The organism is Pandoraea pulmonicola (assembly GCF_000815105.2).
Lineage (GTDB): Bacteria > Pseudomonadota > Gammaproteobacteria > Burkholderiales > Burkholderiaceae > Pandoraea > Pandoraea pulmonicola.
On record NZ_CP010310.2, the window covers coordinates 3,557,682 to 3,575,464 of the forward strand.

Annotated in this window: 16 protein-coding genes; 6 read left to right on the plus strand and 10 right to left on the minus strand. The window is 64.1% G+C overall.

What is annotated here, in order from left to right:
- Positions 1-107 precede the first annotated feature (107 nt).
- The 3 genes from pnp to RO07_RS15315 all read right to left on the minus strand — a co-directional run bounded on the left by pnp (position 108) and on the right by RO07_RS15315 (position 4,456).
- Entirely contained in the window at positions 108-2,249 is a 2,142-nt protein-coding gene (gene pnp / locus RO07_RS15305; protein WP_039411962.1) for a polyribonucleotide nucleotidyltransferase, read from the minus strand.
- 337 nt (positions 2,250-2,586) lie between these two features.
- A complete protein-coding gene (gene rpsO / locus RO07_RS15310; protein ID WP_023595479.1) occupies positions 2,587-2,856 on the minus strand; it encodes a 30S ribosomal protein S15 in 270 nt (89 codons plus the stop codon).
- 337 nt (positions 2,857-3,193) lie between these two features.
- Entirely contained in the window at positions 3,194-4,456 is a 1,263-nt protein-coding gene (locus RO07_RS15315) for a branched-chain amino acid ABC transporter substrate-binding protein (protein ID WP_039411967.1), read from the minus strand.
- 363 nt (positions 4,457-4,819) lie between these two features.
- Here RO07_RS15315 and RO07_RS15325 point away from each other — a divergent pair, with 363 nt between their 5' ends.
- Entirely contained in the window at positions 4,820-5,344 is a 525-nt protein-coding gene (locus RO07_RS15325; RefSeq protein ID WP_052267602.1) for a hypothetical protein, read from the plus strand.
- Positions 5,345-5,499: 155 nt separating this feature from the next.
- Here the strand turns inward: RO07_RS15325 and RO07_RS15330 are convergent, their stop codons facing one another.
- From RO07_RS15330 to RO07_RS15360, 7 genes are all read right to left on the minus strand, one after another.
- Complete coding sequence (locus tag RO07_RS15330; RefSeq protein ID WP_039411970.1) at positions 5,500-7,044, minus strand: 2-isopropylmalate synthase; 1,545 nt, start codon at positions 7,042-7,044, stop codon at positions 5,500-5,502.
- Between the two features lie 417 nt (positions 7,045-7,461).
- Positions 7,462-7,944, minus strand: a complete 483-nt coding sequence (gene lysM, locus RO07_RS15335; RefSeq protein ID WP_039411972.1) for a peptidoglycan-binding protein LysM — start codon at positions 7,942-7,944, stop codon at positions 7,462-7,464.
- Between the two features lie 219 nt (positions 7,945-8,163).
- Positions 8,164-9,042, minus strand: a complete 879-nt coding sequence (pssA, locus tag RO07_RS15340) for a CDP-diacylglycerol--serine O-phosphatidyltransferase (protein ID WP_039415671.1) — start codon at positions 9,040-9,042, stop codon at positions 8,164-8,166.
- A 158-nt stretch (positions 9,043-9,200) separates the two neighbouring features.
- On the minus strand, positions 9,201-9,836 hold the full coding sequence (locus tag RO07_RS15345; protein WP_039415678.1) for a phosphatidylserine decarboxylase: 636 nt from the start codon (positions 9,834-9,836) through the stop codon (positions 9,201-9,203).
- A 366-nt stretch (positions 9,837-10,202) separates the two neighbouring features.
- Positions 10,203-11,219 carry a ketol-acid reductoisomerase gene (ilvC, locus tag RO07_RS15350; protein ID WP_039411975.1) on the minus strand — a complete coding sequence of 339 codons (1,017 nt, stop codon included), beginning with the start codon at positions 11,217-11,219 and terminating at the stop codon, positions 10,203-10,205.
- Positions 11,220-11,297: 78 nt separating this feature from the next.
- Positions 11,298-11,789, minus strand: a complete 492-nt coding sequence (gene ilvN / locus RO07_RS15355) for an acetolactate synthase small subunit (protein WP_023595471.1) — start codon at positions 11,787-11,789, stop codon at positions 11,298-11,300.
- An 87-nt stretch (positions 11,790-11,876) separates the two neighbouring features.
- The gene (locus RO07_RS15360) at positions 11,877-13,646 is read right to left on the minus strand and encodes an acetolactate synthase 3 catalytic subunit (protein WP_039411979.1); all 1,770 of its coding nucleotides are present in this window, start codon (positions 13,644-13,646) and stop codon (positions 11,877-11,879) included.
- 450 nt (positions 13,647-14,096) lie between these two features.
- Here RO07_RS15360 and RO07_RS15365 point away from each other — a divergent pair, with 450 nt between their 5' ends.
- From RO07_RS15365 to RO07_RS15385, 5 genes are all read left to right on the plus strand, one after another.
- Positions 14,097-14,669 carry an RNA polymerase sigma factor gene (locus RO07_RS15365; RefSeq protein ID WP_039411982.1) on the plus strand — a complete coding sequence of 191 codons (573 nt, stop codon included), beginning with the start codon at positions 14,097-14,099 and terminating at the stop codon, positions 14,667-14,669.
- The gene (locus tag RO07_RS15370) at positions 14,666-15,094 is read left to right on the plus strand and encodes a DUF3619 family protein (RefSeq protein WP_039411985.1); all 429 of its coding nucleotides are present in this window, start codon (positions 14,666-14,668) and stop codon (positions 15,092-15,094) included. Before RO07_RS15365 ends, RO07_RS15370 begins: the two co-directional genes overlap by 4 nt.
- A 22-nt stretch (positions 15,095-15,116) precedes the next feature.
- Entirely contained in the window at positions 15,117-15,971 is an 855-nt protein-coding gene (locus RO07_RS15375; RefSeq protein ID WP_052267352.1) for a DUF3106 domain-containing protein, read from the plus strand.
- Positions 15,972-16,181: 210 nt separating this feature from the next.
- Positions 16,182-16,733, plus strand: coding sequence for an RDD family protein (locus RO07_RS15380; protein WP_039411987.1), 552 nt, complete (start codon positions 16,182-16,184; stop codon positions 16,731-16,733).
- Positions 16,730-17,686: an alpha/beta fold hydrolase gene (locus RO07_RS15385; RefSeq protein WP_115089106.1), complete on the plus strand. Its 957-nt coding sequence runs from the start codon at positions 16,730-16,732 to the stop codon at positions 17,684-17,686. The genes RO07_RS15380 and RO07_RS15385 overlap by 4 nt, the downstream gene beginning before the upstream one ends.
- Positions 17,687-17,783: the final 97 nt, after the last annotated feature.

Below are 17,783 nucleotides of genomic sequence, written 5' to 3' on the forward strand. Positions count from 1 at the left end.
GCCGATCCGTGCGACAGATGAAAAAACGGCGACCCATGTGAGTCGCCGTTCTCTTTGGCGCGGCGGCGTGCTGACACGCCACCTCGCCACAAGGCGGATATCTCCGCTTACTGAGCCTCGCCTTCGCGCTTGACCAGCACCGGACCACCCTGCTTCTCGTCGTCGGTGAGTGCCTTGTGCGACAGGCGCAGACGGCCCTTGTCGTCCTGCTGGATCACCTTCACGCGCACCGCTTGACCTTCCTTGAGGTACTCGTTGATGTCCTTGATGCGCTCGTTGGCGATTTCGGAAATGTGCAGCAGACCGTCCTTGCCCGGCAGCACCGAGACGATCGCGCCGAACTCCAGCAGCTTGAGCACGGTGCCGTCGTAGACCTGACCCACTTCCACCTCGACGGTGATCAGCTCGATGCGACGCTTCGCTTCGGCGATACCTTCGGCGCTCGGGCTGGCGATCGTGACCACGCCGTCATCCGAGATATCGATGCTCGTGCCCGTCTCTTCCGTCAGTGCGCGGATGACCGAACCGCCCTTGCCGATCACGTCGCGGATCTTTTCCGGATTGATCTTGATGGTGACCATGCGCGGCGCGAATTCCGACAGTTCCGTACGCACGCCCGATTGGGCTTCCGTCATCTTGCCGAGGATATGCAGACGGCCTTCCTTGGCCTGCGCCAGCGCGACCTGCATGATTTCCTTCGTGATGCCCTGGATCTTGATGTCCATCTGCAGCGCGGTCACGCCGTTGGCGGTACCGGCCACCTTGAAATCCATGTCGCCCAGGTGGTCTTCGTCGCCGAGAATGTCGGTCAGCACGGCGAACTTGTTGCCTTCGAGGATCAGGCCCATCGCGATACCGGCGACCGGCGAGGTCAGCGGCACGCCGGCGTCCATCATGGCGAGGCTGCCGCCGCACACCGATGCCATCGACGACGACCCGTTCGACTCGGTGATTTCCGACACCACACGCACGGTGTAGCCGAAGTCGTCGGCACCCGGCAGGCATGCGACGAGCGCACGCTTGGCCAGACGGCCGTGACCGATTTCGCGACGCTTGGGCGAGCCCACACGGCCCGTTTCGCCGGTCGAGAACGGCGGGAAGTTGTAGTGCAGCATGAAGCGATCACGGTACTCGCCTTGCAGCGCGTCGATGATCTGCTCGTCGCTCTTCGTGCCGAGGGTGGCAACCACCAGCGCCTGCGTTTCGCCGCGCGTGAACAGCGCCGAGCCGTGGGCACGCGGCAGCACACCGGTGCGGATGGTGATCGGACGCACCGTGCGCGTGTCGCGGCCGTCGATACGCGGCTCGCCGGCCAGGATCTGGCTGCGCACGATCCTCGACTCGAGATCGAACAGGATGTTGCCGACTTCGATCTCGTCCGGCGCTGCACCCCCTTCGCTCAGCTTGGCAAGAACGTCGGTGCTCACCGCACGCAGTTGTTGCGTACGAGCTTGCTTTTCGCGCGTCTGATAAGCGGCGCGCAGCGGGCCTTCGGCCAGCTCGGTCACCCGGGCGATCAGCGCTTCGTTCTTGGCGGCCGCGGCCCAGTTCCACTCCGGCTTGCCGCCTTCGCGCACGAGGTCGTGAATGGCGTTGATCGCCGTCTGCATCTGCTCGTGGCCGAACACCACGGCACCCAGCATCACGTCTTCCGGCAGCTCCTGTGCTTCCGATTCCACCATCAGCACGGCTTGTTCCGTACCGGCGACGACCAGGTCCAGCTTAGACTTGGCGATCTGCTCACGCGACGGATTCAGCACGTACTGGCCGTCGATGTAGGCCACGCGCGCGGCGCCGACCGGGCCGTTGAACGGCAGACCCGAGACGGCCAGTGCAGCCGAGGCGCCGATCAGGGCCGGAATATCGGCCGGCACGTCCGGGTTGAGCGAGACGACCTGCACCACGACCTGCACTTCGTTGTAGAAGCCTTCCGGGAACAGCGGTCGGATCGGACGGTCGATCAGGCGCGACGTCAGCGTTTCGTTTTCCGACGGACGGCCTTCACGCTTGAAGAAGCCACCCGGAATCTTGCCTGCGGCATAGGTCTTTTCCAGGTAGTCGACCGTCAGCGGGAAGAAATCCTGGCCCGGCTTGGCGTTCTTGGCACCAACGACCGTGGCGAGCACAACGGTGTCGTCCATGTCGACGAGCACGGCACCGGACGCCTGACGGGCGATCTCACCGGTCTCCATGCGAACCGTGTTTTGTCCCCATTGGAAAGACTTCACGACTTTATTGAACATTTGCACTCCTATATCGAATCGCGCGAATGCAGCAGCGGCGCGATATCGCTGCCGGGGTGGTCCCGACGCCTTACAGGGGGGAGTGTTATGCCATTCCAGCGTTGCTCGGCCGACTGCCGTGCATGTCTGATGCGACCCTGGAATGACACAAGCCCTGCTTGCCGACGAGGCCCCGTAAACCGAGATTTCCGAGGTTTCCTAGATTTGGCCGAGACCCGGCTCTGTGAGTTCGGGTCCAGTCCCCAACGGCCGTCCTCTTCGGAACATCCACCGGGGTAACGCCCAAAAACAAAATGCCTGCATCAGCACGCTGATACAGGCATCTCGTCGTAATCGTAATCGCTTACTTACGCAGGCCCAGCTTCTCGATCAGGGCGCGGTAGCGATCCGCATCCTTGCCCTTGAGGTAATCAAGCAGCTTGCGGCGGCGGCTCACCATGCGCAGCAGACCGCGGCGGCTGTGGTGATCCTTCATGTGGGCCTTGAAGTGCGGGGTCAGTTCGTTGATGCGCGTGGTGAGCAGCGCAACTTGCACTTCGGGGGAGCCGGTGTCATTGGCGGTGCGGGCGAATTGCGCCACGACGTCCGACTTCTTGATATCTGCGTTCGACATTTGCTTTCCTTGGAGACAGGCGGTCACGGAAGAATGGCCGTGCCGTGAACTTACAAAAACATGCGCGGCATCGCCGCACACAAACAAAACTGCAAGTGCGCGATTATACGGGAATCGGCATCGCGACGCCACAATTTTCCGCACTTCGCCCCAGCCCGCCGGGCTGGTCGCCGTTTTTTCGACCGGAAACGACGATCTTCACTGGGACAATCGCGCCAAACGCCACCGATTATCCCGAAAATTCCGACCAATTCGACGGCACGCCTTGCCCTCCGGTCCGTCCGAGGCCATTCCGGCCCGAAGCCCCAGGTCCGGCGCCAGTCCCGATCCCGGACGCTCAGCGCTGACGCGCCATGCGGCAGGTACTCGGCAGCGCCACCTTGCTGGCCGGCAACTCCATGACCGTCTTGAAGCCATAGCCGGAGCCCTCATTATCGAACTTCACGCCCGGCTCGCCCGCGCGGCGCATCACCGAGACGTACAGCGGCTCGATCATCTGATGGTCGTTCGCGCGCACCCAGGCGTCGGTCGGCGCCTCGCGAATGCGTCGATTCTCCAGCGCGCGGGCCACCGTCGTCACGTCGGTCGTGCCGGCTTGCTCGAGGGCTGCCGCGATCATGTCGATCATCACGCTCATGCGCAACAACGGGTAGTCGTCGCGCGCCTCGGGATAGCGGGCCCGGAACGCCTTGTAGAAGGCGTCGGAAGCTTCGCCGCCCACGTTCGGATGCCACTCCGCGACCGCGTAGACGCGCCCCACGCCAGCATCGCCCAGCGCAGCCGGCGCACCGAGTGCGTTGCCGTAGAACGTGTAGAACTTCAGCTCCATGCCCTGCTCGCGCGCGGCCTTCACCAGCAGCGTGAGATCGTTGCCCCAACTGCCCGTGACCACCGTATCGGCGCCGGACGCCCGAATGCGCGCGAGATAAGGGGTGAAGTCCTTCACGCGTCCGACCGGGCTGAACTGTTCGCCCACGATCTGCACGTCCGGGCGCTTCGCACCGATCATCTGGCGAGCGAGACCCGCGACCTGACGCCCGAAGCTGTAGTCCTGGTTGAGCAGATAGACCTTCTGGATGCCGCCGTCTTCCTTGATGGCCTCGGTCAGCGCCTGCATACGCATGGCCGCGTTGGCATCGAACGCGAAATGCCAGAAGCTGCATTGCTCGTTCGTGAGCGCCGTGTCGACCGCGGAGTAGTTGAAGAACAGCATGCGCTGCCCCGGTTCGCGGGCGTTGCGCTTGTTGATCGCGTCGATCAGCGCCGACGCCACCGCCGAACTGTTGCCCTGCAGCACGAACGGGATGCCCACGTCGCCCGCCGCCTTGAGCTGGATCAGACTGTCCTCGACAGCGCCCTTGCTATCGAAGACGGTGAGCTCCAGCGGATGAGCGCCGTCGCGCAGTTTCACGCCGCCGCGGGCGTTGACGCGATCGATGGCGAAGCGCAGATTGCGCTCGACCATGGCACCCGCATTGCCGAATGGCCCACTCATCCCTTCGATCAGCGCGAATCGGATCGGCGGCGCCGCGTGCGCCAGACCGGCCGCGGCCAACAAACCGAGTGCGCACCAGTGCGCCAGCAAGACTTGAAATTTCATCGGGGCCCCAGTGACTGTCTCGGCGCGAATCATAACGTCCCGCACCCCACGGGGCAAGCCGAGGCGCCCCACGATGACGCACGCAGCGTTATCCTATCGGCATGCCGCCGAGCGGCCGTTCACCGATGGCGCTTTGGGCCCGTCGACGCTGCCGATGTCGTCGCCAACGCCATTGAAGTCCGTCACCCGAGACCAACCATGACTCATCCGTACCAGGCGCGCGCCGACGCCGTGCGTTGCACAGCCCCCCGCTCGGACGCACTCTCCCATCGAGCTTCCGCCGAGGCCCGCTCGCCTTCGCCGCGGCTCCCGTCACCACTCACGCCGTCATTCACGTCGTCGCTCATATCGGCGATCGGCTCGATGTTCGTGCCCCTGCGCGGGACCACCGCGTTGCGCTGGCTCGCGATCGGCGCAATGGCGCTGTCGCTCACGGCCTGCTACACACCGCCCTGGCAACAACTGCCGCCGAACGCGTCGCAGGCCGACGTGCAGGCGCAGTTGGGCAGACCCCGGGAGGTCTACCCGCTCGCCCCGGGTGTGACGCGCTGGCTCTACCCGACCAAACCCTTCGGCGAAGAAACGATCGCCGCCGATTTCGACGCGCAGGGCCGCTTGCTGGGAATGGCGCAGGTGCTGTCCACGCCCGAATTCAACAAGGTCGAGATCGACAAGTGGACGAAGACCGACGTGCTGCATCACTTCGGCGAGCCGGTCGAAACGTCGTACTTCCCGCTCATGAAGCGCGAAGTCTGGACATATCGCTTCAAGCAGGACGACGTCTGGTACTCGATGATGAACTTCTACTTCGACCCGAACGGCATCGTCAAAACTACGCAGATCAGCCCGGACCCGTTGCACGAGAAGCGCGAAAACAACCTGTTCTGAGGCCCGTCGCCCTCGATCCCGATCCCGATCCCGATCCCGATCCCGATCCCGATAGCAAAACCGCCCGCCCACCGGATTTCCCGGCGGCGGGCGTTTTTTTCCGACACACGCCACGACGTGCATCGGTCGATCGATCCGCCGCACGAGCACGAGGCTTACGGCGTGAGTTGCGGGTTGAGCTTTTCGGCCTTCGAATACAGCTTGTTGAGCGCCGACAGATACGCCTTGGCCGACGCGGCCACGATATCCGGATCGGTGCCCACGCCGTTGACGATCCGGCCGGCCTTCGACAGACGCACCGTCACTTCGCCCTGCGATTGCGTACCGGTGGTGATCGCGTTGACCGAGTACAGCAGTTGCTCCGCACCGCTTTGCACCTGCGACTCGATGGCGTTGAGCACCGCGTCGACAGGGCCGTTGCCTTCCGCCTCACCGACCAGTTCCTTGCCCTCGGCCGTAAAGACGACACGCGCGCTCGGACGCTCGCCCGTCTCGGAATGCTGCGCCATCGACACCAGATAGAAGTGCTCGCCGCCTTCGGCCTGCGCCTCGTTCGAGACGATGGCGAGAATGTCTTCGTCGAAGATCTCGGCCTTCTGGTCCGCCAGCTCCTTGAAGCGGGTGAACGCGGCATTCACGTCCTGCTCCGACTCCATCTCGATGCCCAGTTCCTGCAGGCGCTGCTTGAACGCGTTACGGCCCGAGAGCTTGCCCAGCACGATCTTGTTGGCGGTCCAGCCCACGTCTTCCGCGCGCATGATTTCGTAGGTGTCGCGCGCCTTGAGCACGCCGTCCTGATGGATGCCCGACGCGTGAGCAAACGCGTTGGCGCCCACGACCGCCTTGTTCGGCTGGACGTTGAAACCGGTGATCTGCGAGACGAGCTTCGAGGCCGGCACGATCTGCGTCGTGTCAATGCCCAGATCCAGGCCGAAGTAATCCTTGCGGGTCTTGAGCGCCATCACGACTTCTTCGAGCGACGTATTGCCCGCGCGCTCGCCCAGACCGTTGATCGTGCACTCGATCTGACGCGCGCCGCCCAGTTGCACGCCCGCGAGCGAGTTCGCCACGGCCATGCCGAGGTCGTTGTGGCAGTGCACCGACCAGACGGCCTTGTCCGAATTGGGCACACGCTCGCGCAGCGTGCGCACGAGCTGACCGTAGAGTTCCGGCACGCCGTAGCCGACGGTATCGGCCACGTTGATGGTCGTCGCGCCTTCGTTGATCACGGCTTCGAGCACGCGGCACAGGAAGTCCAGATCCGAGCGGCTGCCGTCTTCGGGGGAGAACTCGATGTTGTCGGTGAACTGACGCGCGTAGCGCACGGCGAGCTTCGCCTGCTCGAACACCTGGTCCGGGCTCATGCGCAGCTTCTTCTCCATGTGCAGCGGCGACGTGGCGATGAAGGTATGGATACGCGAGGAGTTCGCGCCCTTGAGCGCCTCGGCCGCACGCGCGATGTCGCGATCGTTGGCGCGGGCGAGCGAGCACACGGTGCTGTCCTTGACGATACCCGCGATCGCCTTGATGGCTTCGAAGTCGCCGTTGGAACTGGCGGCGAAGCCGGCTTCGATGACGTCCACACGCAGACGCTCCAGTTGGCGGGCGATGCGGATCTTCTCCTCGCGCGTCATCGACGCGCCCGGCGACTGCTCACCGTCGCGCAGGGTCGTATCGAAAATGATCAGCTTGTCAGCCATGTCTTTCTCCTGTGGGGGTCTCGTAGCGTTCGGTTTGTTCTTGATGTCGTCGCACGGCGCATTCACTGCGCACCGACCGGGGCCGGCGTGTGAGCGTCGAGCAAGGCGGGCAACTGCCGGGAGGGGGAATCAGCGCGCGACGCGCGCAGGCATGGCCGTCCCGCGAGCGGGGAAATGGCCTAGCGTTGGCGGTGCGAGAGGACGGCCCGAAGCCGGGATGGCGCCAGAAATCATGAGCGCCAATATAGTCGGAAACCGGTGATTTCGCAACGCGCGCCGGCCCTGCAAGCCTTGTCCCGACGGGCGCACGACGCCATCGGCGGCACGACGTCACCCCCAAACGAAACAGCCCGGCGCGGTGGCCGGGCTGCGGGTCGGAAATCGATGGAAAGCGATCGAAAGCGACAAAGCGGGGGATCAGAGCGGCGGAATGCGCAGCACCTGTCCCGGGTAGATCCGGTCGGGGCTGGTGAGCATCGGCTTGTTGGCCTCGAAGATGGCGTTGTACTTGTTCGCATCGCCGTAGACGGCCTTCGAGATGGCCGAAAGCGTATCGCCCGACTGGACGGTGTGATACGTCGCCTCGGCGGAAGCCGTCGACACCGACATCTTGTCGTCGACCGCCGCCACGCCCTTCACATTACCGCAGCACAGCAGGATCTTTTCCTTGGTCGCCTGATCCGGCGCCACGCCGAACACCGTGACGGTGCGTGTGGCGCCATCGAAGGTGACGGTCAGACCGGTTGCGTCCAGATTCTGCGTCGAGATGTAGTTCTGAATGGCCTCAGCGGCAACACGGTTGGCCTCATCCGCATCAGGCCCGGGTGCCGGCGCTTCGGCAGCCTGCGCCTTGCCCAACAACGCTTCGCCAGCTTCTTTCACGAAATCCAGAATGCCCATGATTTCTCCTTCGTCACGTCGAACAACGGAAACAGCTCGGATCCGGCCAATCTGTCACGACCTGTCCGGGCCAACGGGGGGTTACTTCCGAGCTTGCCGTCACCAAGCCTACCTCAAGATGATGACGACGCAGCGAACAGTCCCACACGATCCCGACCTGCCGATGCGCAACGTCGAATACGGCAGGAGGCGCGTCGACGCGCCCCTTGTCATACGGCGTTACTCGTCGACTTCGCCGAAGATGCGCTGCCGGCGGCCCTTCAGGAAACGGAACGCCCACAGTACGTATCCGGAGATGCTGTACAGGCAGAACAGGCCGAAGAGCACCAGCGGGGGGTCGGACGACACCAGAATGAAGCCGACCATGAACAGCAGCACCACGCCGAACGACACGCGCTGGCGCACGTCGAGCGCCTTGCCGCTGTAGAACGGCGCGTTCGACACCATCGACATGCCCGCGTAGATGGTCAGGCCGAATGCCACCCACGGCATCCAGAACACGTTGACCGGCAGCTTGTTGTCGATGGTGATCCACACGAAGCCCGCGACGAGCGCGGCCGCCGCGGGACTCGCCAGCCCCTGGAAGAAGCGCTTGTCGACCACGCCGATGTTCGTGTTGAACCGCGCCAGACGCAGCGCCGCGCCGGCCACATACACGAAGGCGGCGAGCCAGCCCCATTTGCCGATCTCGTGGAGAATCCACTCGTACATCACCAGCGCGGGCGCCACGCCGAACGAGGTCATGTCCGAGAGCGAATCGTATTGCTCGCCGAAAGCGCTCTGCGTATTGGTCATGCGGGCCACGCGCCCATCCATGCCGTCGAGCACCATCGCGAAGAAGATGGCAATGGCGGCCTGCTCGAAGCGATCGTTCATGGCCTGCACGATCGCGAAGAAGCCGCAAAAAAGCGCCGCCGTCGTGAACGCGTTCGGCAGCAGGTAAATACCTCGATTGCGCGGACGCACCGGCAGATCGTCCTCCACACCCGGGTCGTGGTCTTCGTTCATCGATGGCTCAGTGGATGATGGCTTGTGACGGCCGAACGGCGAGAGATGCCTGACGTTGTTGCGCAAACGGCCGCGATGGTTTTCCGGCATCTGTACCTCCTTGACGATGCTGAGACTACGGGCAAGCCCGCGACGGATCACCGCTTGGAACGCGAGAAGCGAAAGCAGTTGCAGACCGTTCGGGCGGCGGTGTGCGACGTGGCGTCGCAGCGCCGCCCGAGTGGCCATCGTTCTACGATGCGAGTGGCTTACAGTTCGGCGAGAATCGTCGAGGTCGCCGAGACCTTGTCGCCGATCGCCACGCGCGGGCGCGAACCCAGCGGCAGGTACACGTCGACACGCGAGCCGAAGCGAATGAAACCGTAGCGCTGACCGCGCGTGAGCCTGTCGCCGGCCTTCACGTAGCACAGGATGCGGCGTGCGATGAGGCCCGCGACCTGCACGCTCGTGACGATCTGACCGCCTACGTCGATCACCAGCGCGTTGCGCTCGTTCTCCAGCGACGCCTTGTCGAGATCGGCGTTGAAAAAACGTCCCGGGAAATATTCCACCTTGGTCACGGTGCCGTCAACCGGCGCACGGTTCGAATGAACGTTGAACACGTTCATGAACACGCTGATCTTGAGCGCTTCGCGGCCAGCGTAGGGGTCCTGCGTGGTCTCGATCGCGACGATGCGACCATCGGCCGGCGAGAGCACGGCGCCCGGCTGTTGTGGCACCTGGCGCGGAGGATCGCGGAAGAACTGGAGTACGAACAGGGCGATCACCCAGAACGGCGCGGCCCAAAACACGCCGGCCATGAAATGCACGACGAGCGCGACGGCGACGGCGATGCCCAGGAAGGGCCAGCCCTCGCGGGCAATGATCGGGTGAGGATAATTCATGCGATTGAACTCGCGTCCTTGGTAAAACGGTTGAGTGAGCGGGTCGGCCTGCGTTGGGCCAAACCATGGCGTGGCGGCATTGTAGCAATGCGCGCGCCGCGGCGACACTTTTTCCCCCATCGACATGGGCGCGTCGCCGTGCGCAAACGCGCTCGGCACCCGGCGCGGGATGCAATCGGGACACAAGCGGCACACAAACGAAAAGAGCCGTCCGCCTCGCCACAGCAACCGCTACGGCAAAACGGACGGCCCAAGGCGACGATCACGCCGGCAAGGCAATCCCATGCACTGCCGGCGCACCGTCCGCCGCCGGCGCCCACCGTCCGAACCTGCTTCCGGACGAGCGCACCGCGCGGCGCGTCGTACTTAGTTCTTCGACTGGTCGACCAGCTTGTTCTTGGCGATCCACGGCATCATCGCGCGCAGCTTGCCGCCCACTTGCTCGATCTGGTGCTCGGCCGTGATACGACGGCGCGAGATCAGGGTCGGGGCGCCGGCCTTGTTCTCCAGAATGAACGACTTGGCGTACTCGCCCGTCTGGATGTCGGTCAGGCACTGCTTCATCGCCTTCTTCGTCTCTTCGGTCACGACGCGCGGGCCGGTGACGTACTCGCCGTACTCGGCGTTGTTCGAGATCGAGTAGTTCATGTTGGCGATGCCGCCTTCATAGATCAGGTCGACGATCAGCTTGAGCTCGTGCAGGCACTCGAAGTAGGCCATTTCCGGCGCGTAACCGGCTTCGACCAGCGTTTCGAAACCGGCCTTGATCAGCTCGACGGTACCGCCGCACAGCACGGCTTGCTCGCCGAACAGGTCGGTTTCCGTTTCCTCACGGAAGTTCGTTTCGATGATGCCGGCACGGCCGCCGCCGTTGGCGGCAGCGTACGACAGGGCGATGTCGCGCGCGGCGCCCGACTTGTCCTGCGCCACGGCGATCAGGTGCGGCACGCCGCCGCCTTGCGAGTACGTCGAGCGCACCGTGTGACCCGGGGCCTTCGGGGCGATCATGATGACGTCGAGGTCGGCGCGCGGGATCACGCAGCCATAGTGCACGTTGAAGCCGTGCGCAAAGGCCAGCGCGGCGCCTTCCTTGATGTTGCCGTGGACTTCGTTCTTGTACACGTCGGCGATCTGCTCATCGGGCAGCAGCATCATGACGATGTCGGCCGACTTCACGGCTTCCGCCACTTCCTTGGTGTTCAGGCCGGCGTTGACCGCCTTGTTCCACGAAGCACCGTTCTTGCGCAGACCGACCGTCACGTTCACGCCGCTGTCCTTGAGGTTCAGCGCGTGGGCGTGGCCTTGCGAGCCATAGCCGATGATCGTGACTTGCTTGCCTTTGATGAGGGAGAGGTCTGCGTCTTTGTCGTAGAAAACTTTCATTTGGAATTGTCCCGTAATGCCAAAAAATAACTGAAATCAGAATGGATCGAAATCCGCTTACCGCGTTGCCGTTGCCGGTCAGACCTTCAGGATGCGCTCACCACGCCCGATCCCCGACCCGCCGGTACGAACCGTTTCGAGAATCGCCGTGCGATCGAGTCCTTCGATGAATGCGTCGAGTTTCGACGAATTGCCCGTGAGTTCGATCGTGTAGGTCTTTTCGGTAACATCAATGATGCGGCCGCGGAAAATATCCGACATCCGCTTCATCTCTTCGCGCTCCTTGCCCACGGCGCGCACCTTGATGAGCATCAACTCACGTTCGATGTGCGCCCCTTCGGTCAGATCGACCACCTTCACCACCTCGATAAGACGGTTCAGGTGCTTGGTGATCTGTTCGATGACGTCGTCGGAGCCCGTCGTGACCACCGTCATGCGCGAGAGCGACCGATCTTCGGTCGGCGCGACGGTGAGGGTCTCGATATTGTAGCCACGCGCCGAGAAGAGACCGACCACGCGCGACAGCGCCCCCGGCTCGTTCTCGAGCAAAACAGAAATAATGTGCCTCATGGTGTATCCCGGATTGTCCTGGTGTAGGGACAGCGCAAGCGCCTGCCGGCGTCTGCGGCTTCGCTTCGTGCGCGTCCGCGCCTTGTCTTACAGATCTTCCGAACCGAGCAGCATCTCGCTGATGCCCTTGCCCGCCTGGACCATCGGCCAGACGTTCTCGGTGGGATCCGTTTGGAAATCCACGAATACCGTACGGTCCTTGAGCGCCAACGCTTCGCGCAGTGCCGGCTCGACGTCCGACGACTTCTCGATGCGCATGCCAATATGACCGTAAGCCTCGGCCAGCTTCACGAAGTCCGGCAGCGCATCCATGTAAGAACTGGAATAACGCTTGCTGTACTCGATCTGCTGCCACTGGCGAACCATGCCCAGATAGCGGTTGTTGAGCGACAGGATCTTGATCGGCGTGCGGTACTGCAGGCACGTCGAGAGCTCCTGGATGCACATCTGGATCGAGCCTTCGCCGGTGATACAGGCGACTTCCGCATCCGGGTGCGCCATCTTCACGCCCATGGCCGCCGGCAGGCCGAAGCCCATCGTGCCCAGACCGCCGGAGTTGATCCAGCGGCGCGGCTTGTTGAAGCGATAGTATTGAGCGGCCCACATCTGGTGCTGACCGACGTCCGAGCACACGAACGCTTCGCCGTCGGTGAGCTTCCAGTACGTCTCGACCACGTGCTGCGGCTTGATGATCTCGCTCTTGCGATCGAACGCGAGGCAATCGCGCGAGCGCCATTGCTCGATCTGCTTCCACCAGTCGGCCAGCGCCGCGGCGTCCGGGCCGTGTTCGGCCGTCTGCAGGTTCTCGATCATTTCACGCAGCACTTCCTTCACGTCGCCGACGATCGGGATATCGACCTTCACCCGCTTCGAGATCGACGACGGATCGATATCGATATGGATGATCTTGCGTGCGTGGGAGGAAAAGTGCTCCGGATTGCCGATCACGCGGTCGTCGAAGCGCGCACCGATGGCGATGAGCACGTCGCAGTGCTGCATGGCCATGTTGGCTTCGTAAGTGCCGTGCATGCCCAGCATGCCGAGGAACTTGGGATCGCTCGCGCGATACCCGCCCAGGCCCATGAGCGTGTTGGTCACCGGATAGCCGAGCAGATCGCAGAACTGGTTCAGTTCCTTCGACGCCTCGGCCAGGATGATGCCGCCGCCAGTATAGATATAGGGACGCTTGGCCGAGAGCAGCAGGCTCATCGCCTTGCGGATCTGGCCCGAGTGGCCCTTGGTGACCGGATTGTACGAGCGCAGCGACACCGTCTTCGGATATTCGAAGCGGCAGCGCGCCTTGGACACGTCCTTCGGAATATCGACCAGCACCGGACCCGGACGGCCCGTCTTGGCGATGTAGAAGGCCTTCTTGATGGTGGCGGCGAGATCGCGCACGTCCTTCACGAGGAAGTTGTGCTTGACGCACGGACGGGTGATACCGACCGTATCGCACTCCTGGAAGGCGTCCTGACCGATGGCGGCCGTGGGCACCTGCCCGGTGATGATCACGAGGGGGATCGAATCCATGTACGCCGTGGCAATGCCGGTGACCGCATTGGTCACGCCGGGGCCCGACGTCACGAGGCACACGCCGACCTTGTCGGTGGAACGCGAATAAGCGTCGGCCGCATGCACGGCTGCCTGCTCATGGCGCACCAGAATGTGCTGGATCTTGTCCTGCTTGTAGAGTTCGTCGTAGATGTAGAGGACCGAACCGCCGGGATAACCCCACAGATGTTCGACCCCTTCTTCCTGAAGCGAGCGCACGAGGATCTCGGCGCCAATCATGTCTTCGGAAGTATTTTGGTGGCGTGCAGCTTCCGCCTCGGAGAATTCCGCGCTTGGCATGTTCATCGTCGACCTTTCAAAGTTTCGGCAAAAATTTTGATCGGGTGCTCTCCCCGCGGACTTGTGGCCCGGGCTCAAGCTGCGCGTCTGAATGATGGACACACCGGATAGGCGTGCCGATATTGAGACAATCACAGATATTGCGAACTGGCAACGTTACCGGTTTGCAGCAAAATGGTCAAGCAGGTTTATGCATTTGCAGCATGATGACGAAGTTGCCTCGCGGATTTCCCACACCATGCGCCGTGCCGCCCCATGCTGGTGCACAATCTTCACACCATAGGAATGTGGCCGGCTCGATCGCCGTCGTCATGCGACACCGCCGTCTGCAAAAGCGGTTACAGCGGAGCGCGTTTTTGGTAGCATCCGCACCGACTACGCAATCTTTACGTAATCTTTACGCTTACACGGCATTTCAAAGGCGCAGCAAACAAAATACTGCGTACACCCCACCGGATGGCATCTGACAAGGAACTGGCGGATTTTCTCGCAGGCATCGAACGACGAGCCTTCAAGCAGGCCGTCTATGCCGTACGCGACGACGAGGCCGCCCTCGATATCGTTCAGGATGCGATGATCCGCCTGGCCGAGAAGTACGGCGACAAGCCGCCGGCCGACCTGCCGCTGTTGTTCACGCGCATTCTCCAGAACACCATTCACGACTATTTCCGCCGGCAAAAGGTGCGCAACACCTGGGTCACGCTGTTCTCTAACCTTGCCGGTCCGGGAGACGACGATCGCGACGATTTCGACCCGCTGGAAACCTTGTTGAGCGAAGACGGGTCAGTGCGCACGGAGAGCAGCGAGGACTCGGTTTCACGTGCCGAAATTCTCTCCCTCATCGAGGCGGAAATACAGAAGCTGCCGGCACGTCAACGAGAAGCCTTCCTCATGCGTTACTGGGAAGACATGGACGTTGCCGAGACTGCCGCCACGATGGGTTGCTCGGAAGGCAGTGTCAAGACGCACTGCTCGCGTGCCACCCACGCATTGGCACAGGCGTTGAAGGCAAAAGGGATCAGGTTATGAGGCACGATCTGGAAACGAGGGAAATTCGCTTCGCACATCGCGTGCGGCTCGCGCTGGACGAGGCATCCGACACGCCGTCGCCGAACATCGCGGCCCGGCTGGCCGCCGCTCGCCAGGAGGCGCTCGCTCGCAAGAAACCCGAGTCGGTCGCCGTCGTGCAACCGGCACTGGTGCTCGCCGGCGTGGGGACCATGCACACGCCGGACATCGGCGGACCGCGTCGCGCGTTCGACAAGCTGGGCCGCCTGGGCCTGCTCTGGCCGCTCGTCGCCCTGGTGATCGGTCTGGCCGGCATCGCGTACTGGGAACATCAGCAGCACATTCAGGATCTGGCGGACATCGATGCCGCCGTATTGAGCGACGAGCTGCCGTTGTCGGCCTATGCCGATCACGGGTTCAATGCCTATCTGAAGCGTGCCCAGTAGTTCCACCCTTCCCAACCGCCCAGTGACGCGACGCAACGTACTCTTCCTGGTCGCCGCGCTGATCGTGGCCGGTCTTGCCGGCACGGCAGCACTGCGCCGCGCCCAGACGCCGGCCCCCGTGTCCGATGCGCCACCGACGATCGGCGCCTCGGCTTCGGGCGCTGCACCGACGAACGCCCCGGTGGGCAGTCTGTCCGCCAGCGCGCCGCAGGCGGGTAGCGCGGCGCCCGCCGCGGCGCTGCCTTCGCCCGGCGGATACTGGGCCAAGCTGTCCCCGGCACAGCAGGAAGCCCTCGCTCCCCTCGCGCAGGACTGGAATCGCATGGGCGAGCGTCAGCGCGAGAAGTGGATCGAGATCGCCAAGCGCTTCCATGCGCTCTCGCCCGAGGGTCGCAAGCGTCTGCATGACCGCATGGCCGACTGGGTGCGTCTGACGCCCGAGCAGCGCAAGCTGGCGCGTGAGAGTTACCAGAACGCCAGGGCGTTGCCGCCCGAGCGCAAGGCGCAGGTGTGGCAGCAGTACCAGCAGCTCACCGAAGAGCAGAAGAGCCGTCTGGCCGCCGACGACAAGAAGCAGGCAAATCGCCCCAACGTTGTCAGCGCGCCGCCGTCGGGCCGCACGGGCGTGAAGAACCCCTACGCCGTCGTCCATCGCAAGGACGCCGCGGCAGCCGGCAGGAACGGCGCACTGCCTGCGCCCGCCACGGCGCCGGCTTCGACGGCATCCGCCCCGGTGGCAGCGCTGCCGGCGCCTGCGTCCACGGCGCCCTCCACCGCCGCGTCGTCCGCCAGTGCAAGCGCCGCCGGTGCAAGCGCGGCGAATGCCGACAAGAATGGCGACGCCGTCTTCAACTCCGATCTGTATCACCATAACTGACGCCTACCCGCGGGCCTCAGTCCAAGCCATACCGCAACGGCCGCCTACGGGCGGCCGCTTGCATGGTGCGACGGCACCGCGACGCCGCAGCGCCCTGCCGGCTGGCCCATCGGCGCATTCTTCCGCATAATGGGCGACGCATTGCCGGCCGGGCAAAGGGCCTGGCACCCGACACAAGATCCCAGATCACGCTGCGACGAGCGACCGCCGATGACCGACACCGCCACCCAGACTGCCACGCCGCCACGCGCCACGGGCGCCGTCCCGCCACCAGGCCACGGCTACGCGGTACCGACGCTGCGCCGCCGCCTGCTCTCGATGGTCTACGAGTCGCTGCTGCTCTTCGGTGTGCTGTTTCTGGCCGGCTACCTCTTCAGCACCCTGACGCAGCAACGCAGCGGCCTGATGTATCGTCACGCGATGCAGGCCTGGCTGTTCCTCGTGCTCGGCGCCTATTTCGTCTGGTTCTGGACGCATGGCGGCCAGACGCTCGCCATGAAGACCTGGAAAATCCGCCTGGTGGATGCGCGGGGACAGCCGGTGCGTGCCGCGCGTGCGGTCCTCCGCTACGTCCTCGCCTGGTTGTGGGTGCTGCCGGCGATGGCGCTCGACTGGGCGTTCGGGCTGACCGGCTGGGGCAGCGTGTCGCTGCTCGCCGGCTGGATGACGCTCTGGGCCCTCGCCATGCGCGTGGCGCCCGACCATCAGTTCGTGCACGATCGGCTCGCGGGCACACGGCTCGTGAGCGTGCTCGGCAAATGATGGCGCCACCGCCGGCCGTGGCGCGCCGGCTACGGCCCTCACGTCCCCATCTGGTGTATGGCGGCATTCAGGTGGGCCTCTCGCTCATCGTCGCCGTTGCGACCTGGTCTGCCTGGCACAGTGCGTGGACCACCCTCCTGTGGACGACCCTGTGGCTGCCGGTGTCGCACGCCATGGGATTGGCGGCAGGTTTCCTCATGGCCGCGCAGGCCGATCCGACGCCGGAGCGGCGCACAGCCGCAAGCGCCGACATCGCCGTCTGGGCCTACGAGTGCGCGGCCTCGATCCTGTTGCTCGACTTCTACCAGCCGTGGCGCAGCGCCGCCCCACTGCCCCAGCCCAGCGGTCCCGCGCGCCCGGTCGCGATCCTGCTGCTCCATGGCTATGGCTGCAACCGTGCGTTCTGGTTGCGCTTTGCACGTCATCTGGCGGATGCCGGATATCACTGCGACGCGATCAACCTCGAGCCGATCTTCGGCGACATCGACGAGTACGCGGCCAGCATCGCGAGCGCATCGCAGGCGCTGGCCGAGCGCACGCGCCTGCCCGTCGTGATCGTCGGGCACAGCATGGGCGGACTCGCCGCGCGAGCCTGCCTGCGCCAACATCCGACGCTGCCCGTCGCGCACACCATCACGCTCGGCTCGCCGCATTTCGGCACGCTGCACGCGCGCCATGGCATTGGGCTCAACGTCCGGCAAATGGGCATCGGCAGCGAATGGCTCATCGCGCTGGCCAATGGCGAAACGGACGCCGTGCGCGCGCGCATCACGTCCATCTACACCTGCCACGACAACGTGGTGTATCCGACGCGCACGTCTGTGTTGCCGGGTGCACACAACATCGCCCTCGACCGGCTGGGGCACGTTTCGCTCGGCACGCATCCACGCGCCCGCGCGCTGGTGCTCGAGACGCTGGAGCGCGTGGCGCAGGGACTGCGGCGCGGCGCCTGACGTGGCAACCCGAGGCATGCTGTGGCGTCCGTGCGACGTTGCAAGACAATTCGGCGACACGAACGTGACTGTCATCTGCGCTTCACGAAGCCGTGGC